Origin of the sequence: Pontibacter silvestris (assembly GCF_020907275.1) — a bacterium.
In the GTDB taxonomy this organism is placed as follows: Bacteria; Bacteroidota; Bacteroidia; order Cytophagales; family Hymenobacteraceae; genus Pontibacter; species Pontibacter silvestris.
Map to the genome: position 1 here is coordinate 1 of NZ_JAJJWI010000033.1, position 15,308 is coordinate 15,308.

Consider the following 15,308-nt stretch of genomic DNA (forward strand, 5'->3'; position numbering starts at 1 on the left):
GTTCTAAAGTTGGGGAGCCGACACTTCTATGTTTTACCTTTGTCATCTGATCGTGCTGCTGAAGGATTAAGTATGCGATCGATGGCTGATTTTGGTATATGTGCATGTTTACCTTTTTTGTACTTTGGAATATTGTTGCGTATAACTACCTCAAAAAGGGCTTTCTCTGAAATACCATAAACCTTCTGTGCTTCGCCCATTGTGTAGCAGTCTTCTACTGGGACTTGGCTAATTAATGCTTCCTGTTGCTTTGCCACCGAAGGCTGGTTTTGCTCGAAGAGTTGATCAAGATCGACTCGCTTGATAATGGTTCGCCTACCGACTTTCACAGCCACTAACTCCCCTGCCTTAATGGCTCTCCAAACAGTCCACCGGCTAAGTTCTAGTAGTTGGCAGGTTTCTGTGATATTAAGAAACTCTTTAGCCTTTAACTCTGCTATAGGCTTTAGCTTGGTAGCTTTAGTTTCTTCATTGCTAGTCTAGATTTTTGCTTTCTTCTGCCTGGCTTTATAGGCACGCTTCGCACAATTATCGCTGCAGTACTGTGTAACTGTTGTCTTAGCTATGAAATCATTTCCGCAGTGCTGACAGATCCGCTCAATTCGAATGTTGGAGCTCATGTTGCTGGATGTAGCTATATGTTGCAAGATTTCTCCAAAAAAATGATCTAGGTGCAGAATGAGTGAATGAGGTACAAGAAAGGTACAGAAACAGCAAGAATGGTGTATTATTAAAATTCTATAAAAAGCAATTCATAGGTATTAAAAATCCTGTAAACCAATGATATAGTGGATTTTTCATGCAGATTAATACAAAATGTTTGAAAGGTTTATTTTCCGATGCAGAACTTAGTAAAAATATTGTCCAGCAGATCATCTGTTGTTATCTCCCCGGTTATCTCACCTAAACTGTAAAGCGCACGACGAATATCGGCAGCTACTAAATCATTGCTGATGCCCAAGTCAAGGCCATTGAGCGTGTCTTCCAAGGCGGTGTAGGTTTTGTTCAGGCTGTCTACGTGGCGGAGGTTGGTAACAATAGTTTGGCTTTGGATATTTAGTTTGCCTAGGTTTACCTTCTCCACCAGCGCCTGTTTTAGTTCGTCCAGGTTGGCTCCTTCGGCTGCCGAAATGGTTACCAGCCCTTCTATACTTTCGAAGCGCTGGATTTTCTCGGGAGAGGCCTGGTCTATCTTGTTTGCTACGGCTATCAGCGGCAGTTTTTTTGGGTTCAGCCTGTCTAGCTCGGCTTGCACTTGCACAGCGGTTATTTCTGTAATGTCGAAGAGGTAAATGATCAACGAGGACTGGCTGAGCTTCTGCATGGTACGCTCCACGCCTATGGCTTCTACTTTGTCGGTGGTTTCGCGGAGGCCTGCTGTGTCTATAAAGCGGAAGGTGATGCCTTCAATATTGATTTCATCTTCAATAAAATCGCGTGTGGTGCCAGGCACATCCGATACAATGGCTTTTTCCTCATTCAGTAGTTTGTTCAGGAGTGTAGATTTACCGGCATTAGGGTTTCCCACGATTACCGTTGGAACACCATTCTTGATCACGTTGCCCAGTTCAAAAGACTTGAGCAGGTCGCGGATGATGCGCTGAATGTTGGTGATAAGTGCTCGCAGCTGGTTGCGGTCGGCAAACTCTACGTCTTCCTCGCCAAAGTCTAGTTCCAGTTCTATCATAGAGGCAAAGTGCACCAACTCACCGCGCAGGCGCTTGATCTCCTGCGAAAAGCCGCCGCGCATCTGTTTCATAGCCACCTCATGGGAGAGGGCAGAGTCGGAGGCAATCAGGTCGGCTACGGCCTCGGCCTGCGCCAGGTCGAACTGCCCGTTCAGGAACGCACGTTTCGTATACTCCCCGGCACTAGCAAGGCGTGCACCATTTTGTAGTAATAACCTGATAATCTGCTGCACGATAAAGTCTGAGCCGTGGCAGGATATTTCCACTACGTTTTCTTTGGTATAGGAGTGAGGAGCTACAAACAGCGATACCAGCACTTCGTCAATTACCTTATCTTCATCACGAATGGTGCCGAAGTGGATGGTGTGGCTCGCCTGCTTTGTTAGGTCTTTGCCTTTAAAAACACTGTTGGCAACTGTAATAGCATTAGCGCCTGATAGCCTGATAACAGCAATGGCCCCCATGCCTGAGGCTGTTGCAACGGCCACAATAGTATCAGTATTATAATATGTATTTATCAAGATTGATGTCAGGTTTTATGGTGCAAACTTAGTGGATTTTAACCAACCTACATTTCAATGGTCTGGCTCCACAACACACTGTAGGTTTATCTACACCTAATTCTTTTTTTCATGCTCCTGCCAGGAAAGGCTTTTATAGTGGTCTTCTCCAAAATACCGCATAATTTTAGAAAAGTCTTTGGCATCCATATAACCTGGTACCGGGGAAAGCATTTCCATTTTTTCGTTTAGGTAAACGGTACTAGGATAGCTCATTTGCCCCTGCAACAGCGCTACAGCCAGCTCATGAGATCGATACTCATCGTTGTATTGGTAAGTATGGCCATTAAGTGTGATTGGCTTCTTACTTTCTGCATCGAGCTTCACCGGATAAAAGTTCTTATTGATGAAGGAGATTATTTGGGGGGCGGAATAAGTTGCTTTGTCCATTTTTTTACACCAACCGCACCAGTCAGTATACACATCTACGAGCACCTTGCGCGGCTCCTGTTTCATTTTAGCTGCTGCCTCTTCTATGCTTATCCACTGTATGGTGGCAGTTGCCATTGGCTTTACTGATTTATTATTAATAGGTGTGTTAGAGGCAGCTATTGAAGATATCAGTAGAAAAAAGCAGGTAATAATTTGTAAGATCATTTATCAGTTTGTGTTAACAGGATATTGAATGAACGACTCATACTGTAACAAATTTTGTGTCGCCTAAGGTTCAGCATGAAAAGCGTCGGGTTTGTTGAAACGAAAGCATAAGAATCCTTAGCCTTTACTTTACACAAAGTTAATAAACTTCTAAACAATGAGTACAGGTATGCTGACGGCATGGCGAACAGTTTCGATAGTTGTGCCCAGGATAAGGTCTTTCACCATCTTATGCCCGTGAGATCCCATTACTAGCAAATCAGCATTGAAGCCTTTAACAATTTTAGGAATGGCTTTTTTAGGAGAGCCAAAACCTAGTTCAGCCTTTACTTTAAAACCTTTCTGCCTTAAATCTGCCGCGTAACGTTCTAAGTTTTGCCTGTCTGAACTTGTTTCATAGTCATGTATATCCTGCCCCATTACCATGGCACCAGCTGTTTCTACTATATGAATAATAACATATTCCGCTTCTGGCGTGCCAATCGCCAGGGCATTGTCTATAATCCTTTTGTCGGCTACAGAGAAATCAAGGGTAAGGGCGATTCTGGAATAAACTGGTTTGCCTATGTGTTCATACTGCACCGCATCGTAGTGAGACCCAATGGGCCTGCTTAAATGTCTGGCTACTGTAAACGGTTGAAATGTTATGTAAAGTAGCAAGACGAGGTAAGCTATGGCAACAGGTACTACAGTGAACCAGATATACAGCGGATTGTCTGCAGTAACGATCCATTCCTGTATCTGGTCATAAACCAGTTTGGCGTTTAGCACCACAATAACAGAAGCAATAAGCCAGGCAGCTGCCTTTGTCCATGGACCGATGGAAAATTCGCCCATCTTTGTTTTATGGCTCACAAAGTGAATAAGTGGTATGACTGCAAAGCCAAGCTGCAGGCTCAAAACTACCTGGCTCAGTACCAGTAGCTTTCCTGTTTCGTCTTCGCCATAATGAATGATTACAAACAAGGCTGGCACTACCGCGATAAACCTGGTAACCATGCGGCGAAGCCAGGGCTGTATACGCAGGTGCAGGTAGCCTTCCATTACAATCTGACCTGCCAGCGTGCCGGTCAGGGTAGAGCTTTGACCAGCAGCAATTAGTGCGATAGCAAACAGGACAGGTGCCCACTTAGAGCCTAGCAGGGGCTCCAGGAATTTATGGGCATCGTTGATTTCAGTTACGGTGTAAATGCCACGTGTATGAAAGGCGGCGGCAGCCAGTATAAGGATAGCTGCGTTCACAAACAGGGCCAGGTTAAGCGCAATGGTGGAGTCTATCATATTAAACCGGATAGCACGCCTGATGCCCTCTGCACTACGTTCGAACTTGCGACTTTGCACAAGAGAGGAGTGGAGGTACAGGTTATGTGGCATAACGGTGGCGCCAATAATGCCTATGGCAATATATAAGGCATCGTTATTGGGTAAAGATGGCACCAGGCCGCTTACCATGTCTCCTACATCTGGCTTGGCAAACACCATTTCTATAACAAAGGCTCCACCTATAATACTTACCAGCACCAATATAAATGCTTCCATTTTGCGCATACCTTTGTTTATCAGGAAGAGTAAAAGAAAGGTATCAAAAACTGTTAGGCACACTCCCCAAACCAACGGGAGCCCAAATAACAGTTCGAGCCCTATGGCCATACCTAATACCTCTGCCAGGTCACAGGCTGCAATGGCAATTTCAGCCAAAAAGTAAAGGGGAACATTTATGAACTTAGGGTAAGATTCCCGTGAAGCCTGTGCCAGGTCCATGCCGCGAACCACTCCCAAGCGTGCACTTAAGCTTTGTAGCAGAATAGCCATCAGGTTAGACATCACCAGCACCCAGATAAGCTTGTATCCAAACTGGCTGCCGCCTGCAATGTCTGTAGCCCAGTTGCCAGGGTCCATGTAGCCAACACTAACCAGGTATGCAGGGCCTAAAAATGAAAACAGCTTTTTCCAAAAGCCAGCATTGGTCGTGGTGTCTACCGATGCATTTACTTCTTCTAAAGACTTATTAGAAAATAATTCTTGCTTTAACATGGCCTTAACATTATATATCGCATGTTCTGATTGGAAGCTTATAGAGCATTTGTCCTTCGTTTCTTATTTTATTAATATAAATTAATGCTTTATAAGTTTATTGTTAAATAATTGATATATAGTTGTATGATGTATGTCTTGTGAAACAAAATATAAAGTTGTGGCTGAACTTATGGTATGTAGTGCTAAAAGAAGTCCTTTGGAATACCCCATTGATGCATTTGCTGCAAAACCAATGCCCTGTCTCAACGTGAGCTTCATGAGAATTCCTTTTTTAGCTTTGTTGACCATTAATTAAAACATATTAAGCCGCCTGTATATCTGTTAAAGTTACTTTAAACCGACATGAAAATGTTTTTCGATACTTCGCTGGAAATTAGTATAGTATTATTGTTTCCAATATTGATTTCCAGTGAATTATCAAACTCTATTTTGTCTATTACTTTAATGGTTGCGCCTAATGATATACCTATCTTATCCAGAAATTTCAGGAAGAGTGGCTGAGAATCGTTTACACCTAAGACAACTCCTGAAGTATTAATTTCCATTTCAGCCAACAGCTTTTGCTTTTTCAGGTTCATCTCCCCGGTTTCAGAGGGGATAGGGTCACCGTGTGGATCAAACTTTGGGTATCCTAGGAACTCATCGAGGCGCTTAACTAGTAGTTCAGAGGTTATATGCTCCAGTTCCTCGGCCACCTCGTGTACCTCGTCCCAGTTAAATTTTAGTTTATCAACCAGAAAAACTTCCCATAGCCTATGCTTGCGGATAATCTGTAAGGCTAATAATTTGCCTTCTTCGGATAAAGATACCCCTTTGTACCTGACATAATGCACCAGACCCTTTGCACTCAGTTTGCGCAACATGTCTGTCACTGAGGCCGCTTTGGTGTCCAGGGCTTCGGCAATAGCATTAGTGTTTACATCCTGCGTGCCATTTACAGAAAGTTTAAATATGGCTTTAATATAGTTTTCTTCGGTGAAGCTATGCACAGTATAGTAAATTATGAATTGTGAATTATGAACAACTCTTGTAAGATGAGTTACATTCACAATTCACAATTCGGCATTCATAATTCTTTTAACTACCACCTGATAAGAGCTGATGCCCAGGTAAAGCCACTGCCAAATGCTGCTAAGCAAACAAGATCCCCCTCCTTTATGCGTCCTTCGGCATAAGCCTCGCTTAAAGCAATAGGAACAGAGGCGGCTGTAGTGTTACCATATTTGTGGATGTTGCTAAACACATTCTCCGGAGAGAGCCCCATTGTTTGCTGTATGTAAGAAGTAATGCGTAAGTTAGCTTGGTGCGGTATAAGCATGTCAATATCAGAAGGTTTATAGCCGTTCTTATCAAGTGCTTCTTTAATAACTTCAGGAAAGTGTGTAACGGCATGCTTAAACACTACATTTCCATTCATGTAAGGATAAATAGATCTATCATCAATCATCTCATGTGTCAGGCGGTCTTTTTTATTACTGTTGGGAGCAGTAACGGCCAGTTCTTCTGCAAACTCTCCATCTGCATGCAGGTGTGTAGACAAAACGCCCTTGTCGCTACTTTCTGCAGGTGTGAGTACAACTGCTCCCGCACCATCGCCGAAAATCACCGACACAGCTCTGCCCTGAGTACTGAAGTCCAGTCCGCTGGAATGTATCTCTGAGCCTACCACCAGCACATTGTTGTACATACCGGTTTTAATAAACTGATCGCCTACTGAAAGAGCATAAATAAAGCCTGAGCACTGGTTGCGGACATCCAGGGCAGGAATTTCTTTCAGCCCCAGCTCCCGTTGCATCAGTACTCCTGAACCCGGGAAAATGTAGTCTGGGCTAAGAGTAGCAAAAACAATCATATCGATGTCTTTTGCCTCCAAGCCTGCCATTTTAAGAGCTTCCCGTGCGGCATTGGCTCCCATGTTAGCTGTAGTGTCTATACCCTCCTGAAAATAATGACGCTCTACTATACCTGTCCTCTCACGAATCCATTCGTCAGAGGTATCCATTAATTTCTCTAAGTCTTTGTTAGTTACAACCCTTTCAGGCACATAATGCCCAACGCCGGCAATTTTTGAATTACGCATAAAATGTTGTTATATTATAATGTACGAATATACTGAAAAAATTTAATTTAGGTTTATCTAAATTTTTTTTATGATATTAGTGTATGAAGTTGCTAACTACCTGCAGTAACTTTATCTCTTCAGATTCCCATAACGCATCATTAGGTGTGCCAGCAGTATAAAACTGCTGTTGCTGCAGTTCTTGTAGTAAAGCCTGTATGTCAACCTGCCTGAAATCAACAACAAGACCTGCCTTAAACTTACTTATTAACGATTGCCACAAGGGGTTGTTCTGGACCAACATAGGTAGCCCAAGCGCAGCATATTCATACAGTTTGGTAGGAATGCACCTAAACGTACTTTTATTGGGCTGGTAAGGCAAAATTCCTAGGTTGCTCTTCCTTATTTGATCCAGAATTTGCTGATGCGGTACCAGTACATCTCCTCCGATAAGGCTGATGTATGGTTTATGTTGAATTAGTTTTTTTACTTTTTGTAAAGTACTCCTCAGGGGGCAATAGCCGATAATGGTAAGGTGAGTTTCTGGATTTACCTGATACAGGGCGTCCGCAAAGGTTATGGCTTCAAAAATACCATATACTTCTGATATAGTACCCGAGAAGAGCAACCGTAAGTTGTTAAGGTCTGGCTGAACAGGCGTGGCAGGAGAGAGTGCTTGTGCTTTATACTTGTTTTCTATAATGGTGTATTTATTATCCAGAAAAGACAGTTCCTGCGCATAGCTTCTTTCTGCCAATATAAAATGTGCTATTCCTGGTGCTGTTACTTTTTCTATTGTTCTTAGCAGGGCAGCTAAGGTATGTTTTACGATGGTCGTATAATTGTGCTGAGATTTCAGGTTGAGCGAATAGTTTTCCTGAACATCATATATAATGTTACAATGCTTTTTTAACTTAAATATGCAGCTAACTATCAGGAACTCATGCGTACTGCAAATAATAATTTCAGGCTTTACTTTAAGTAGTAATTTAAAAAAAGTATACTGTGCTTTTATTCGCCCAGGGCTTAATCGCTTAAAATGAAACGCAGGATGAAAAATTACATTATCAGGTGCGTTAGTAGGCACGGGGGCCTTGTAGCCACAAATATGTACCTGAACTCGCTTTAGTTTAGCTAAGGAGAGGCCCAGCTTTTCATACATTCGGGTGTCATTAACCGGCTTCAGTAGCGAGGCTAGCAGGATTCTTTTTTCAGACATCGGCTAAATTTAATACTTTTACGCTGAAAAAATTATTCAACCTATAATCATGGCGCTTAAACAAATTATAGAAGAGGCTTGGGAAAACCGAGCATTGTTACAAGAAAGTAATACAATAGAAGCTATACGTGAGGTAATCGGAGAGCTTGATAAAGGTACTTTGCGTGTTGCTGAACCTAATGGAGATGACTGGCAGGTTAATGAATGGGTAAAGAAGGCGGTATTGATGTACTTCCCTATTCAGTCGATGAAAACAATAGAGGTAGGTCCTTTTGAGTTTTATGATAAGATTGCACTAAAGCGCAATTACGAGCAACTGGGCGTGCGGGTAGTACCTCATGCTGTGGCTCGTTATGGTGCCTTTTTGGCTAAAGGTGTTGTGATGATGCCGTCTTACGTAAACATTGGCGCTTATGTAGACAGCGGAACAATGGTGGATACCTGGGCAACTGTAGGAAGCTGCGCTCAGGTAGGTAAAAATGTGCACCTGAGTGGTGGTGTTGGTCTTGGTGGTGTACTGGAGCCAATACAGGCTGCACCGGTTATTATTGAAGACGGTGCCTTTATTGGCTCCAGAAGTATATTGGTAGAGGGTTGCCGCATTGGTAAAGAAGCTGTAATTGGTGCTGGTGTAACTATTACAGGCAGCTCCAAAATATTTGACGTAACAGGCAGTGAGGAGAAAATCTACAAAGGTTATGTGCCTCCTCGTTCAGTTGTTATTCCTGGTTCATACACTAAGAAATTCCCTGCTGGTGAGTTCCAGGTGCCTTGTGCCCTGATCATTGGACAGCGTAAAGAAAGCACAGACCTTAAGACATCATTGAACGATGTGTTAAGAGACCATGCTGTAGCGGTTTAATCCCTGGTAAAGGCCGAATTAAACAGTACTTAATCTGAAAGCTGTTGAGATATGCCTGAGCAAAAGCACTTGTCATGTTTCAACAGCTTTTTTATATATGAATGACTGGCTTTTTTCCTTTTACTGTTTTATTTAAGCTGTCGTAGCCCCAGCTTATTCAGCGACGTGTAATTCAGGATGCTGTATAAACTTACAGCCCGGGCCCGGGTTGAACTCTTTTCCCTTGTTCGGCACCATAACATTTACAAGATCCGCTAAAACTTCCGCTTTACCGGGTTGTATCCTAAATATAAATCAGAAGCTAAAATACGCATTATCTCTTCACAAACTGGCTGTAGGTCTAGGCGGGTTTTTGCCATCGCCCTTAAAATATAAACGCCATCTTTTACCTTAGAAACAGACAAGACCATATCTTTTTCAACCATGTTGAAATTTAAAGAAGAGCTTTCCTGCATCTTGAGTTGCATTAGTTTGTTAGCTAAATGTATGAACTTTTCATCATTCGGTGTGCCAACTAAGTAAGCTGAAAGCATGGTCTGGTACTGATCAAAATTAGCGGGGGAGGTAGCAATATTTTCTTTAGGTTTAAAAGAAAAGCGATCCAATAGAACTACTTTATTGTTTACCGATACTTTCAGTTCAGAATGAAAAGAGTCAAAAACAAATTTTTCACCCATATCCATTCTGCCTGAGTGGAACCAATCTACCACCAGAAGAAGGGAATCAGGCTTTGTATTCCAATGCTGCACTTGCTTATAGTTACTGCTTTCCTGCAGCACTACCGGGTCCGGAAATATCACAGCCAGTCCTTTTTCCTCTAGTTCACCTTCAATTACCTGCTCCGCTACGCCGCCGTTTACAGACTTGAATATTTTAGTGTTTGATTGTGAACTTATAAAAAGCCTGGTGTTAGCACCACAGGTAATCTTTAGCTTAATCTGGTCACCGGATACCATGCCTCCGCCATAGCTAGACAGTACCACATGGCTGCTCTTGTTGTACGCGCCGGGGTTTAGTATTTTAAGGGGCTGTATGTTTTTGCAGGTTATCAGTTTCGATTTTTGCTGTACTTCAGCAATCTCCACTTCACTCCAGTCGTTGAATTCGCTCATTCTTTTTTGTGTCTGTACTGGCAATATAAGGCAATGCTTTTAAACTTGCCTGTATAGTTTTTTCAAAAAAATAGCAGAAATATGTAGGGGGATTAAATTTATAATATATATCTTAGGGATATAATATGATACAGAGACAAACAACCATTATAATTTCTACGATCATCATTCCAAAAATGCATGGGAAGGAGATTATTAGGTAAATTAAAAACAAGATAAACCGGTAAGCGCCTTCCCCATACAGGAAGGCGCTTTTTTTTAACATCTAACTATATGAAGGTTCTGAAATTCGGGGGTACTTCGGTAGGGTCTACTGAAGGTATTGTTAACATGCTGGACATCATCAAAAAAGAAGTGCAGACAGGAGAGAAGCCTGTTGTGGTACTTTCAGCCATGAGCGGCATTACGAACATGTTAACGAAAATGGCTGAAGAAGCAGTTATTGGTGAAGGCAACCAGGAATTGTTGCAGGAAGTGTTGGACAGGCATTTTGCCGTTGTTCAGGAAATGCTTCCGATCCAGCAACAAGCTCCTGTTTATGCCCAACTGAAAATATATTTTTCGGAAGTGGAGAAAATACTTTCTGCTATTCAGAACCTGAAGGAATGTTCGCCTAAGTCACTTGACCTGGTGATTAGTTATGGAGAAAGATGCGCTACTTTTTTAGTGACCAAAATTGCAGAGCAGTACTTCCCTGAATCTCTTTTTGTAGATGCCGCTACCATTATTAAAACCGACAGTAATTTCGGTAATGCTAAAGTTGATACCAGGCTTTCTGAAGACCTGATTAGTATATTCTACAATAGCCATGCTGATAGTTTATTGTTTATAACTGGCTTTATCGCTAGCGACCAGCAGGGCCAGACAACAACACTTGGCAGAGGAGGCAGCGATTATACAGCGGCTATAGTGGGCTCAGCGCTCAACAGCAGTGAAATACAGATATGGACAGGCGTAAACGGTATGATGACTGCTGACCCCAGAATGGTGAAAAAAGCTTTTTCGCTGACAGAGCTTTCGTATACAGAAGCCATGGAGATGTCTTTTTTTGGAGCCAGGGTAATTTATCCTCCTACCATGATTCCGGCTTTTCTGAAAAAGATTCCGATCATCATAAAAAGTATTCTGCAGCCCGATTTTACCGGCACCGTTATCTGCCACAGTTGCGATTCGTCGGACTTGCCTATAAAAGGAATTTCTTCTATCAATGAAATAAGCATTATTAACCTGCAGGGCAGTGGCATGGTAGGTAAGGCTGGTTTTAGCGGTAAGTTGTTTTCTTTGCTGGCCCACGAGCAGATAAATGTGATTATGATTACCCAAAGCTCTTCAGAGCACAGCATTACGTTTGCCATTAAGCCAGAAGATGCCGTGAAAGCGCAGCGACTGATTGAGCAGGAGTTTGAACTGGAATTGCAGGCGAAGAAACTGGAACAGCCCGAAGTGGAAGAAGGTTTGTCTATTCTGGCTATTGTGGGGGAGAACATGAAAAAAACCACTGGCATGTCTGGTAAGCTTTTTTCAGCTTTGGGTAGAAACGGCGTGAACGTGCGGGCCATTGCACAGGGTTCTTCGGAGCATAATATTTCGGTGGTTATCTTACAGCAGGATTTGGCTAAGGCCCTTAATGCTGTGCATGATGAGTTCTTTACGGAGCTGAAAAAGACACTGAATGTGTTTTGCTTGGGCACGGGCAATATTGGTAAAACCCTGTTCCGGCAACTGTACGAGCACCGTGACTTTTTACAGAAACACAATGGCATACAGGTAAAAATAACAGGTATTTCAAACAGCCGTAAAATGCTGTTTGAAGAGGAGGGAATTCCGCTGGACAGCTGGCAGGAAGAATTAGACCAAGCAGGAGAGCCTGCAGATCTACAGGGCTTTGTAGCTAAAATGAAAGAGATGAACCTGCCAAACTGCGTTTTTGTAGACAACACGGCAAGTCCAAAACCCATTACCTTTTACGAAGAGATCTTTAAATCTAATGTCTCTGTCGTAACCTCTAATAAGATAGGCAATTCATCGTCTTACAGCCAATACAGAACTTTTAAAGACACAGCGCATACACACGGCGTTGACTTTTATTATGAAACCAATGTAGGAGCGGGGCTGCCTATAGTTCGCACGTTGAAGGACCTGATGATGAGTGGCGACAGGGTCTTATTAATTGAAGCAGTTCTTTCTGGTACAATCTCCTTTATTTTTAACCATTTTAAAGGGGAGGCTAAATTCCATGAAGTAGTGAAACTGGCGCAGGAAAAGGGCTATACTGAACCTGACCCCAGGGATGACCTGAATGGTAAAGACTTTATGCGTAAGATGCTCATTTTAGCCCGTGATGCAGGCTACGAACTAGAGGCAGAAGATGTGAAGATTGATAACATACTTCCAGGCTCCTGTTTAAATGCACAATCTGTTACAGATTTTTATAAAGAACTGGAAGCGGCTGACGATTTCTTTGAAAAGCTGAAGAAAGAAGCAGAGCAAAGCGGGAAGGCACTGCGCTACATTGGTAAGCTGGAAGATGGGAAAGTATCAATTACATTGCAAATGGTAGACGAAAGCCATCCGTTCTTTGTGCTTTCCGGCAGCGATAACATTATTGCCTTTACCACAGAACGATACAAAGAGCGTCCATTGGTTGTAAAGGGGCCTGGTGCCGGTGCCGAGGTTACCGCAGCCGGTGTGTTTGCTGATATTGTAAACGTGGGAACGCACTAAGTGCAAGCATCTGGATTGTAAGTTAAAAGCTCAGGGCGATGTTACAAAAACGTAAAGGAGTAGGTAAATACACCTAAAAAGAAGTATAACAGCTTTCTTAAGGTAAGGTGCCGCGTATAGAATAACATAATAAGACACTACAGCTTGCTTTGCTGAAATTTCGGTTTCTGTTTTTACGCTGCATAGCTGCTTTTCATAGTTTTTGCCGGGTGGTGGCAGAGCTTCTGTAAGCTTATTTAAGGCTAGGTAACTGTTGGTTTCCCATAGGACATAACAGCAACCTAGCCTTTGTTATTTCCTTTTAATTGTGTTCAGTTCTCCATAGTTATTAGCTGCTGTCGTTCCGCTTTTATACGTAACCTGTTAACATCTCTGCTAGTTATAAAATGGTAATCTGGGCGAAGAACTACTTGTTTAAGTTTAGAACTTCCTTTAGTATGTTCTAAGTTTCGTAAATTAGAACATGAGAGAAAGACAGGAAGAGCACTAAGAAAGAATGTTTACTGTGCACATTTCTAAGAGTGGTTTGCCTTAAAATTGTAACCATGGCTCATTCTGATCTGCCTTTTTAGTTTTATCCTCTTGGGTGCTGAGGGTAAGGCAACCTTTACTGTCTGATAAGGAAACCTGAATATGGTCATTGGTGGGGCAATGATCTGGAGGGTTTCCTTATTTTTTGCTTTAAATTATCAGGAGGAGGTAAAATAGTATGTACAACATGTGTTAAAATAGGAGACTTGTTATAGCAGGAATGACAAGCTTTATTGAATAGCCTGCCTCTACTATTACACAGTAGCTTAATAATATAGCTTTTTAAGTCAGTTCAAGTGCTTCTTCAAGTGAGCCCTTGATAAAAAGTGTTTTATCAAGCCCCAATGTTTCGAAAACGTCTTTCACTTTTAGTGGCATACTATAAAGTATGAGCAAAGTGCTTTGAAGCGAGCAGGCATAGTAGGTAGACAGTAAAACACCAATTCCAGCAGAAGATATGTAGCTAAGCTCCTGGCAGTCAATCATAATTTTTTTAGCACCAGAGGCGCTTGCTTTTTTTAAGCATTGTTCTGCTGCAATACATGTACTCGCATCCAGTTCACCAATTATCCTGATCCGGATAGTACTATCTACCTCTTTGTACTCGATGTTAAACTTCTTCATTGTCCCATAGCTTATGCGCACGCTCTTTATTGGTAATATAATATATTATATGCTTAATATTTATAATAAACTATATAAACTTAAGATATCTTATATTAAATATGGCTTTATAAAGGTATGATATTGCAAATGTAACCTTTGTGCCAGAAGTAACGGATGTAATAAATACTTATTTTTATAAGATAAATACCTAAAAATAAAGTTGTTCAAACTTTAATCCTAAGAAAGACAGTAAATTAGCTCAAGAGCTAATTTAAAAGCCTAATCATAATCAGGTAACTAGAGTAACACGCTCTTTTTTTCGCTTATTTTAGCCTGATTTTAAGCAGTACTAGTTTTAAACACGTATATATAAAACGCATCATAACAGTTAGTTATGAAAGATATGGATATTGGAGAAAAAATCAAAGTAATCATAACTGATGATCATAAAATTATTAGAGATGGCATCAAAGCTATTTTATCAGGTGAAAGCTCAGTAGACATAGTAGGGGAGGCCTCCAATAGCAAAGAGCTACTGGAGCTGTTGGAAACAACTCCAGCTGATGTTGCTTTGCTGGATATAAACATGCCTGAAACTGGAGGTATAGAGACAACCTTAGAACTTAAAAGGCGTTATCCGAACCTGAAAGTGCTTATTCTTACGATGCTAGATCATGAGAGCTACGTTAGCAAAGCTATAGAAAACGGTGCAAGTGGTTATTTGCTTAAGAACGCCGGCAAAGAAGAACTTCGTTCAGCGCTACATCTTGTGTTTCATGGTTCCACCTACATCAGCCCTAGTATATCTTTAAACCTGTTGCAAGGGGTAAAAGGTGGCAGGATGAGCGATGAATCATATCCTCCACATGAGCAGCGTCATTCTTTGTCGAAGCGGGAGGTAGAAGTATTAATGTTAATTGCTGAAGGATACACTAACGCAGAGATTGCTGAGCGTCTTTTTAACAGCAAGCGCACTATAGAAACGCACCGTCAGAACCTGCTGGAGAAAACAAACTGTAAAAATACAGCAAGCTTAGTTAAATATGCTGTTCAGAATAGAATCATTTAATCTCACCAGCTATCTGAAGAAGCCATACCATACTTGTCATCAGTGCGTGAATGAGTTTATGATGAATAAGATCAGGATGATATAGTACTGGTAATCTATAAGTCAGTAAAACCAAACGGCCATACAACACCTTAAGCGCTGCATGTCTAAGGTGTTGTATGGCCGTTTATACTTACACTATTTAACTGTAATAACATAACATGTAGGTACCTTTGTTAAAACATAGATCAAAGCTTACTTTTAC

The 15,308-nt window shown here is 41.7% G+C and carries 12 protein-coding genes; 3 read left to right on the forward strand and 9 right to left on the reverse strand.

Translation table 11 applies throughout. From position 1 onward, the window contains the following. Positions 1-26: 26 nt before the first annotated feature. From LN995_RS19525 to LN995_RS19555, 7 genes are all read right to left on the reverse strand, one after another. Positions 27-440, reverse strand: coding sequence for a helix-turn-helix domain-containing protein (locus LN995_RS19525; protein ID WP_317206980.1), 414 nt, complete (start codon positions 438-440; stop codon positions 27-29). Positions 441-829: 389 nt separating this feature from the next. Next, positions 830-2,212: a tRNA uridine-5-carboxymethylaminomethyl(34) synthesis GTPase MnmE gene (gene mnmE / locus LN995_RS19530; protein WP_377469185.1), complete on the reverse strand. Its 1,383-nt coding sequence runs from the start codon at positions 2,210-2,212 to the stop codon at positions 830-832. 93 nt (positions 2,213-2,305) lie between these two features. Then, positions 2,306-2,755: a thioredoxin family protein gene (locus LN995_RS19535; protein ID WP_229962775.1), complete on the reverse strand. Its 450-nt coding sequence runs from the start codon at positions 2,753-2,755 to the stop codon at positions 2,306-2,308. A 240-nt stretch (positions 2,756-2,995) separates the two neighbouring features. Next, positions 2,996-4,879 carry an Nramp family divalent metal transporter gene (locus LN995_RS19540; protein ID WP_229962776.1) on the reverse strand — a complete coding sequence of 628 codons (1,884 nt, stop codon included), beginning with the start codon at positions 4,877-4,879 and terminating at the stop codon, positions 2,996-2,998. Between the two features lie 335 nt (positions 4,880-5,214). Then, entirely contained in the window at positions 5,215-5,871 is a 657-nt protein-coding gene (locus tag LN995_RS19545) for a metal-dependent transcriptional regulator (protein WP_229962777.1), read from the reverse strand. 92 nt (positions 5,872-5,963) lie between these two features. Beyond that, positions 5,964-6,962 carry a 3-oxoacyl-ACP synthase III family protein gene (locus LN995_RS19550; RefSeq protein ID WP_229962778.1) on the reverse strand — a complete coding sequence of 333 codons (999 nt, stop codon included), beginning with the start codon at positions 6,960-6,962 and terminating at the stop codon, positions 5,964-5,966. Positions 6,963-7,038: 76 nt separating this feature from the next. After that, positions 7,039-8,160 carry a glycosyltransferase gene (locus tag LN995_RS19555; protein ID WP_229962779.1) on the reverse strand — a complete coding sequence of 374 codons (1,122 nt, stop codon included), beginning with the start codon at positions 8,158-8,160 and terminating at the stop codon, positions 7,039-7,041. A gap of 49 nt (positions 8,161-8,209) precedes the next feature. Here LN995_RS19555 and LN995_RS19560 point away from each other — a divergent pair, with 49 nt between their 5' ends. Then, complete coding sequence (locus tag LN995_RS19560; RefSeq protein WP_229962780.1) at positions 8,210-9,022, forward strand: 2,3,4,5-tetrahydropyridine-2,6-dicarboxylate N-succinyltransferase; 813 nt, start codon at positions 8,210-8,212, stop codon at positions 9,020-9,022. 254 nt (positions 9,023-9,276) lie between these two features. Here the strand turns inward: LN995_RS19560 and LN995_RS19565 are convergent, their stop codons facing one another. Then, on the reverse strand, positions 9,277-10,134 hold the full coding sequence (locus LN995_RS19565) for an urease accessory protein UreD (RefSeq protein WP_229962781.1): 858 nt from the start codon (positions 10,132-10,134) through the stop codon (positions 9,277-9,279). 273 nt (positions 10,135-10,407) lie between these two features. Here LN995_RS19565 and thrA point away from each other — a divergent pair, with 273 nt between their 5' ends. Next, entirely contained in the window at positions 10,408-12,858 is a 2,451-nt protein-coding gene (gene thrA / locus LN995_RS19570; protein ID WP_229962782.1) for a bifunctional aspartate kinase/homoserine dehydrogenase I, read from the forward strand. 813 nt (positions 12,859-13,671) lie between these two features. Here the strand turns inward: thrA and LN995_RS19575 are convergent. Continuing rightward, positions 13,672-14,013 carry an STAS domain-containing protein gene (locus LN995_RS19575; RefSeq protein WP_229962783.1) on the reverse strand — a complete coding sequence of 114 codons (342 nt, stop codon included), beginning with the start codon at positions 14,011-14,013 and terminating at the stop codon, positions 13,672-13,674. Between the two features lie 376 nt (positions 14,014-14,389). Here LN995_RS19575 and LN995_RS19580 point away from each other — a divergent pair, with 376 nt between their 5' ends. Further along, complete coding sequence (locus tag LN995_RS19580) at positions 14,390-15,064, forward strand: response regulator transcription factor (protein ID WP_229962784.1); 675 nt, start codon at positions 14,390-14,392, stop codon at positions 15,062-15,064. The last annotated feature ends 244 nt before the right edge of the window (positions 15,065-15,308 follow it).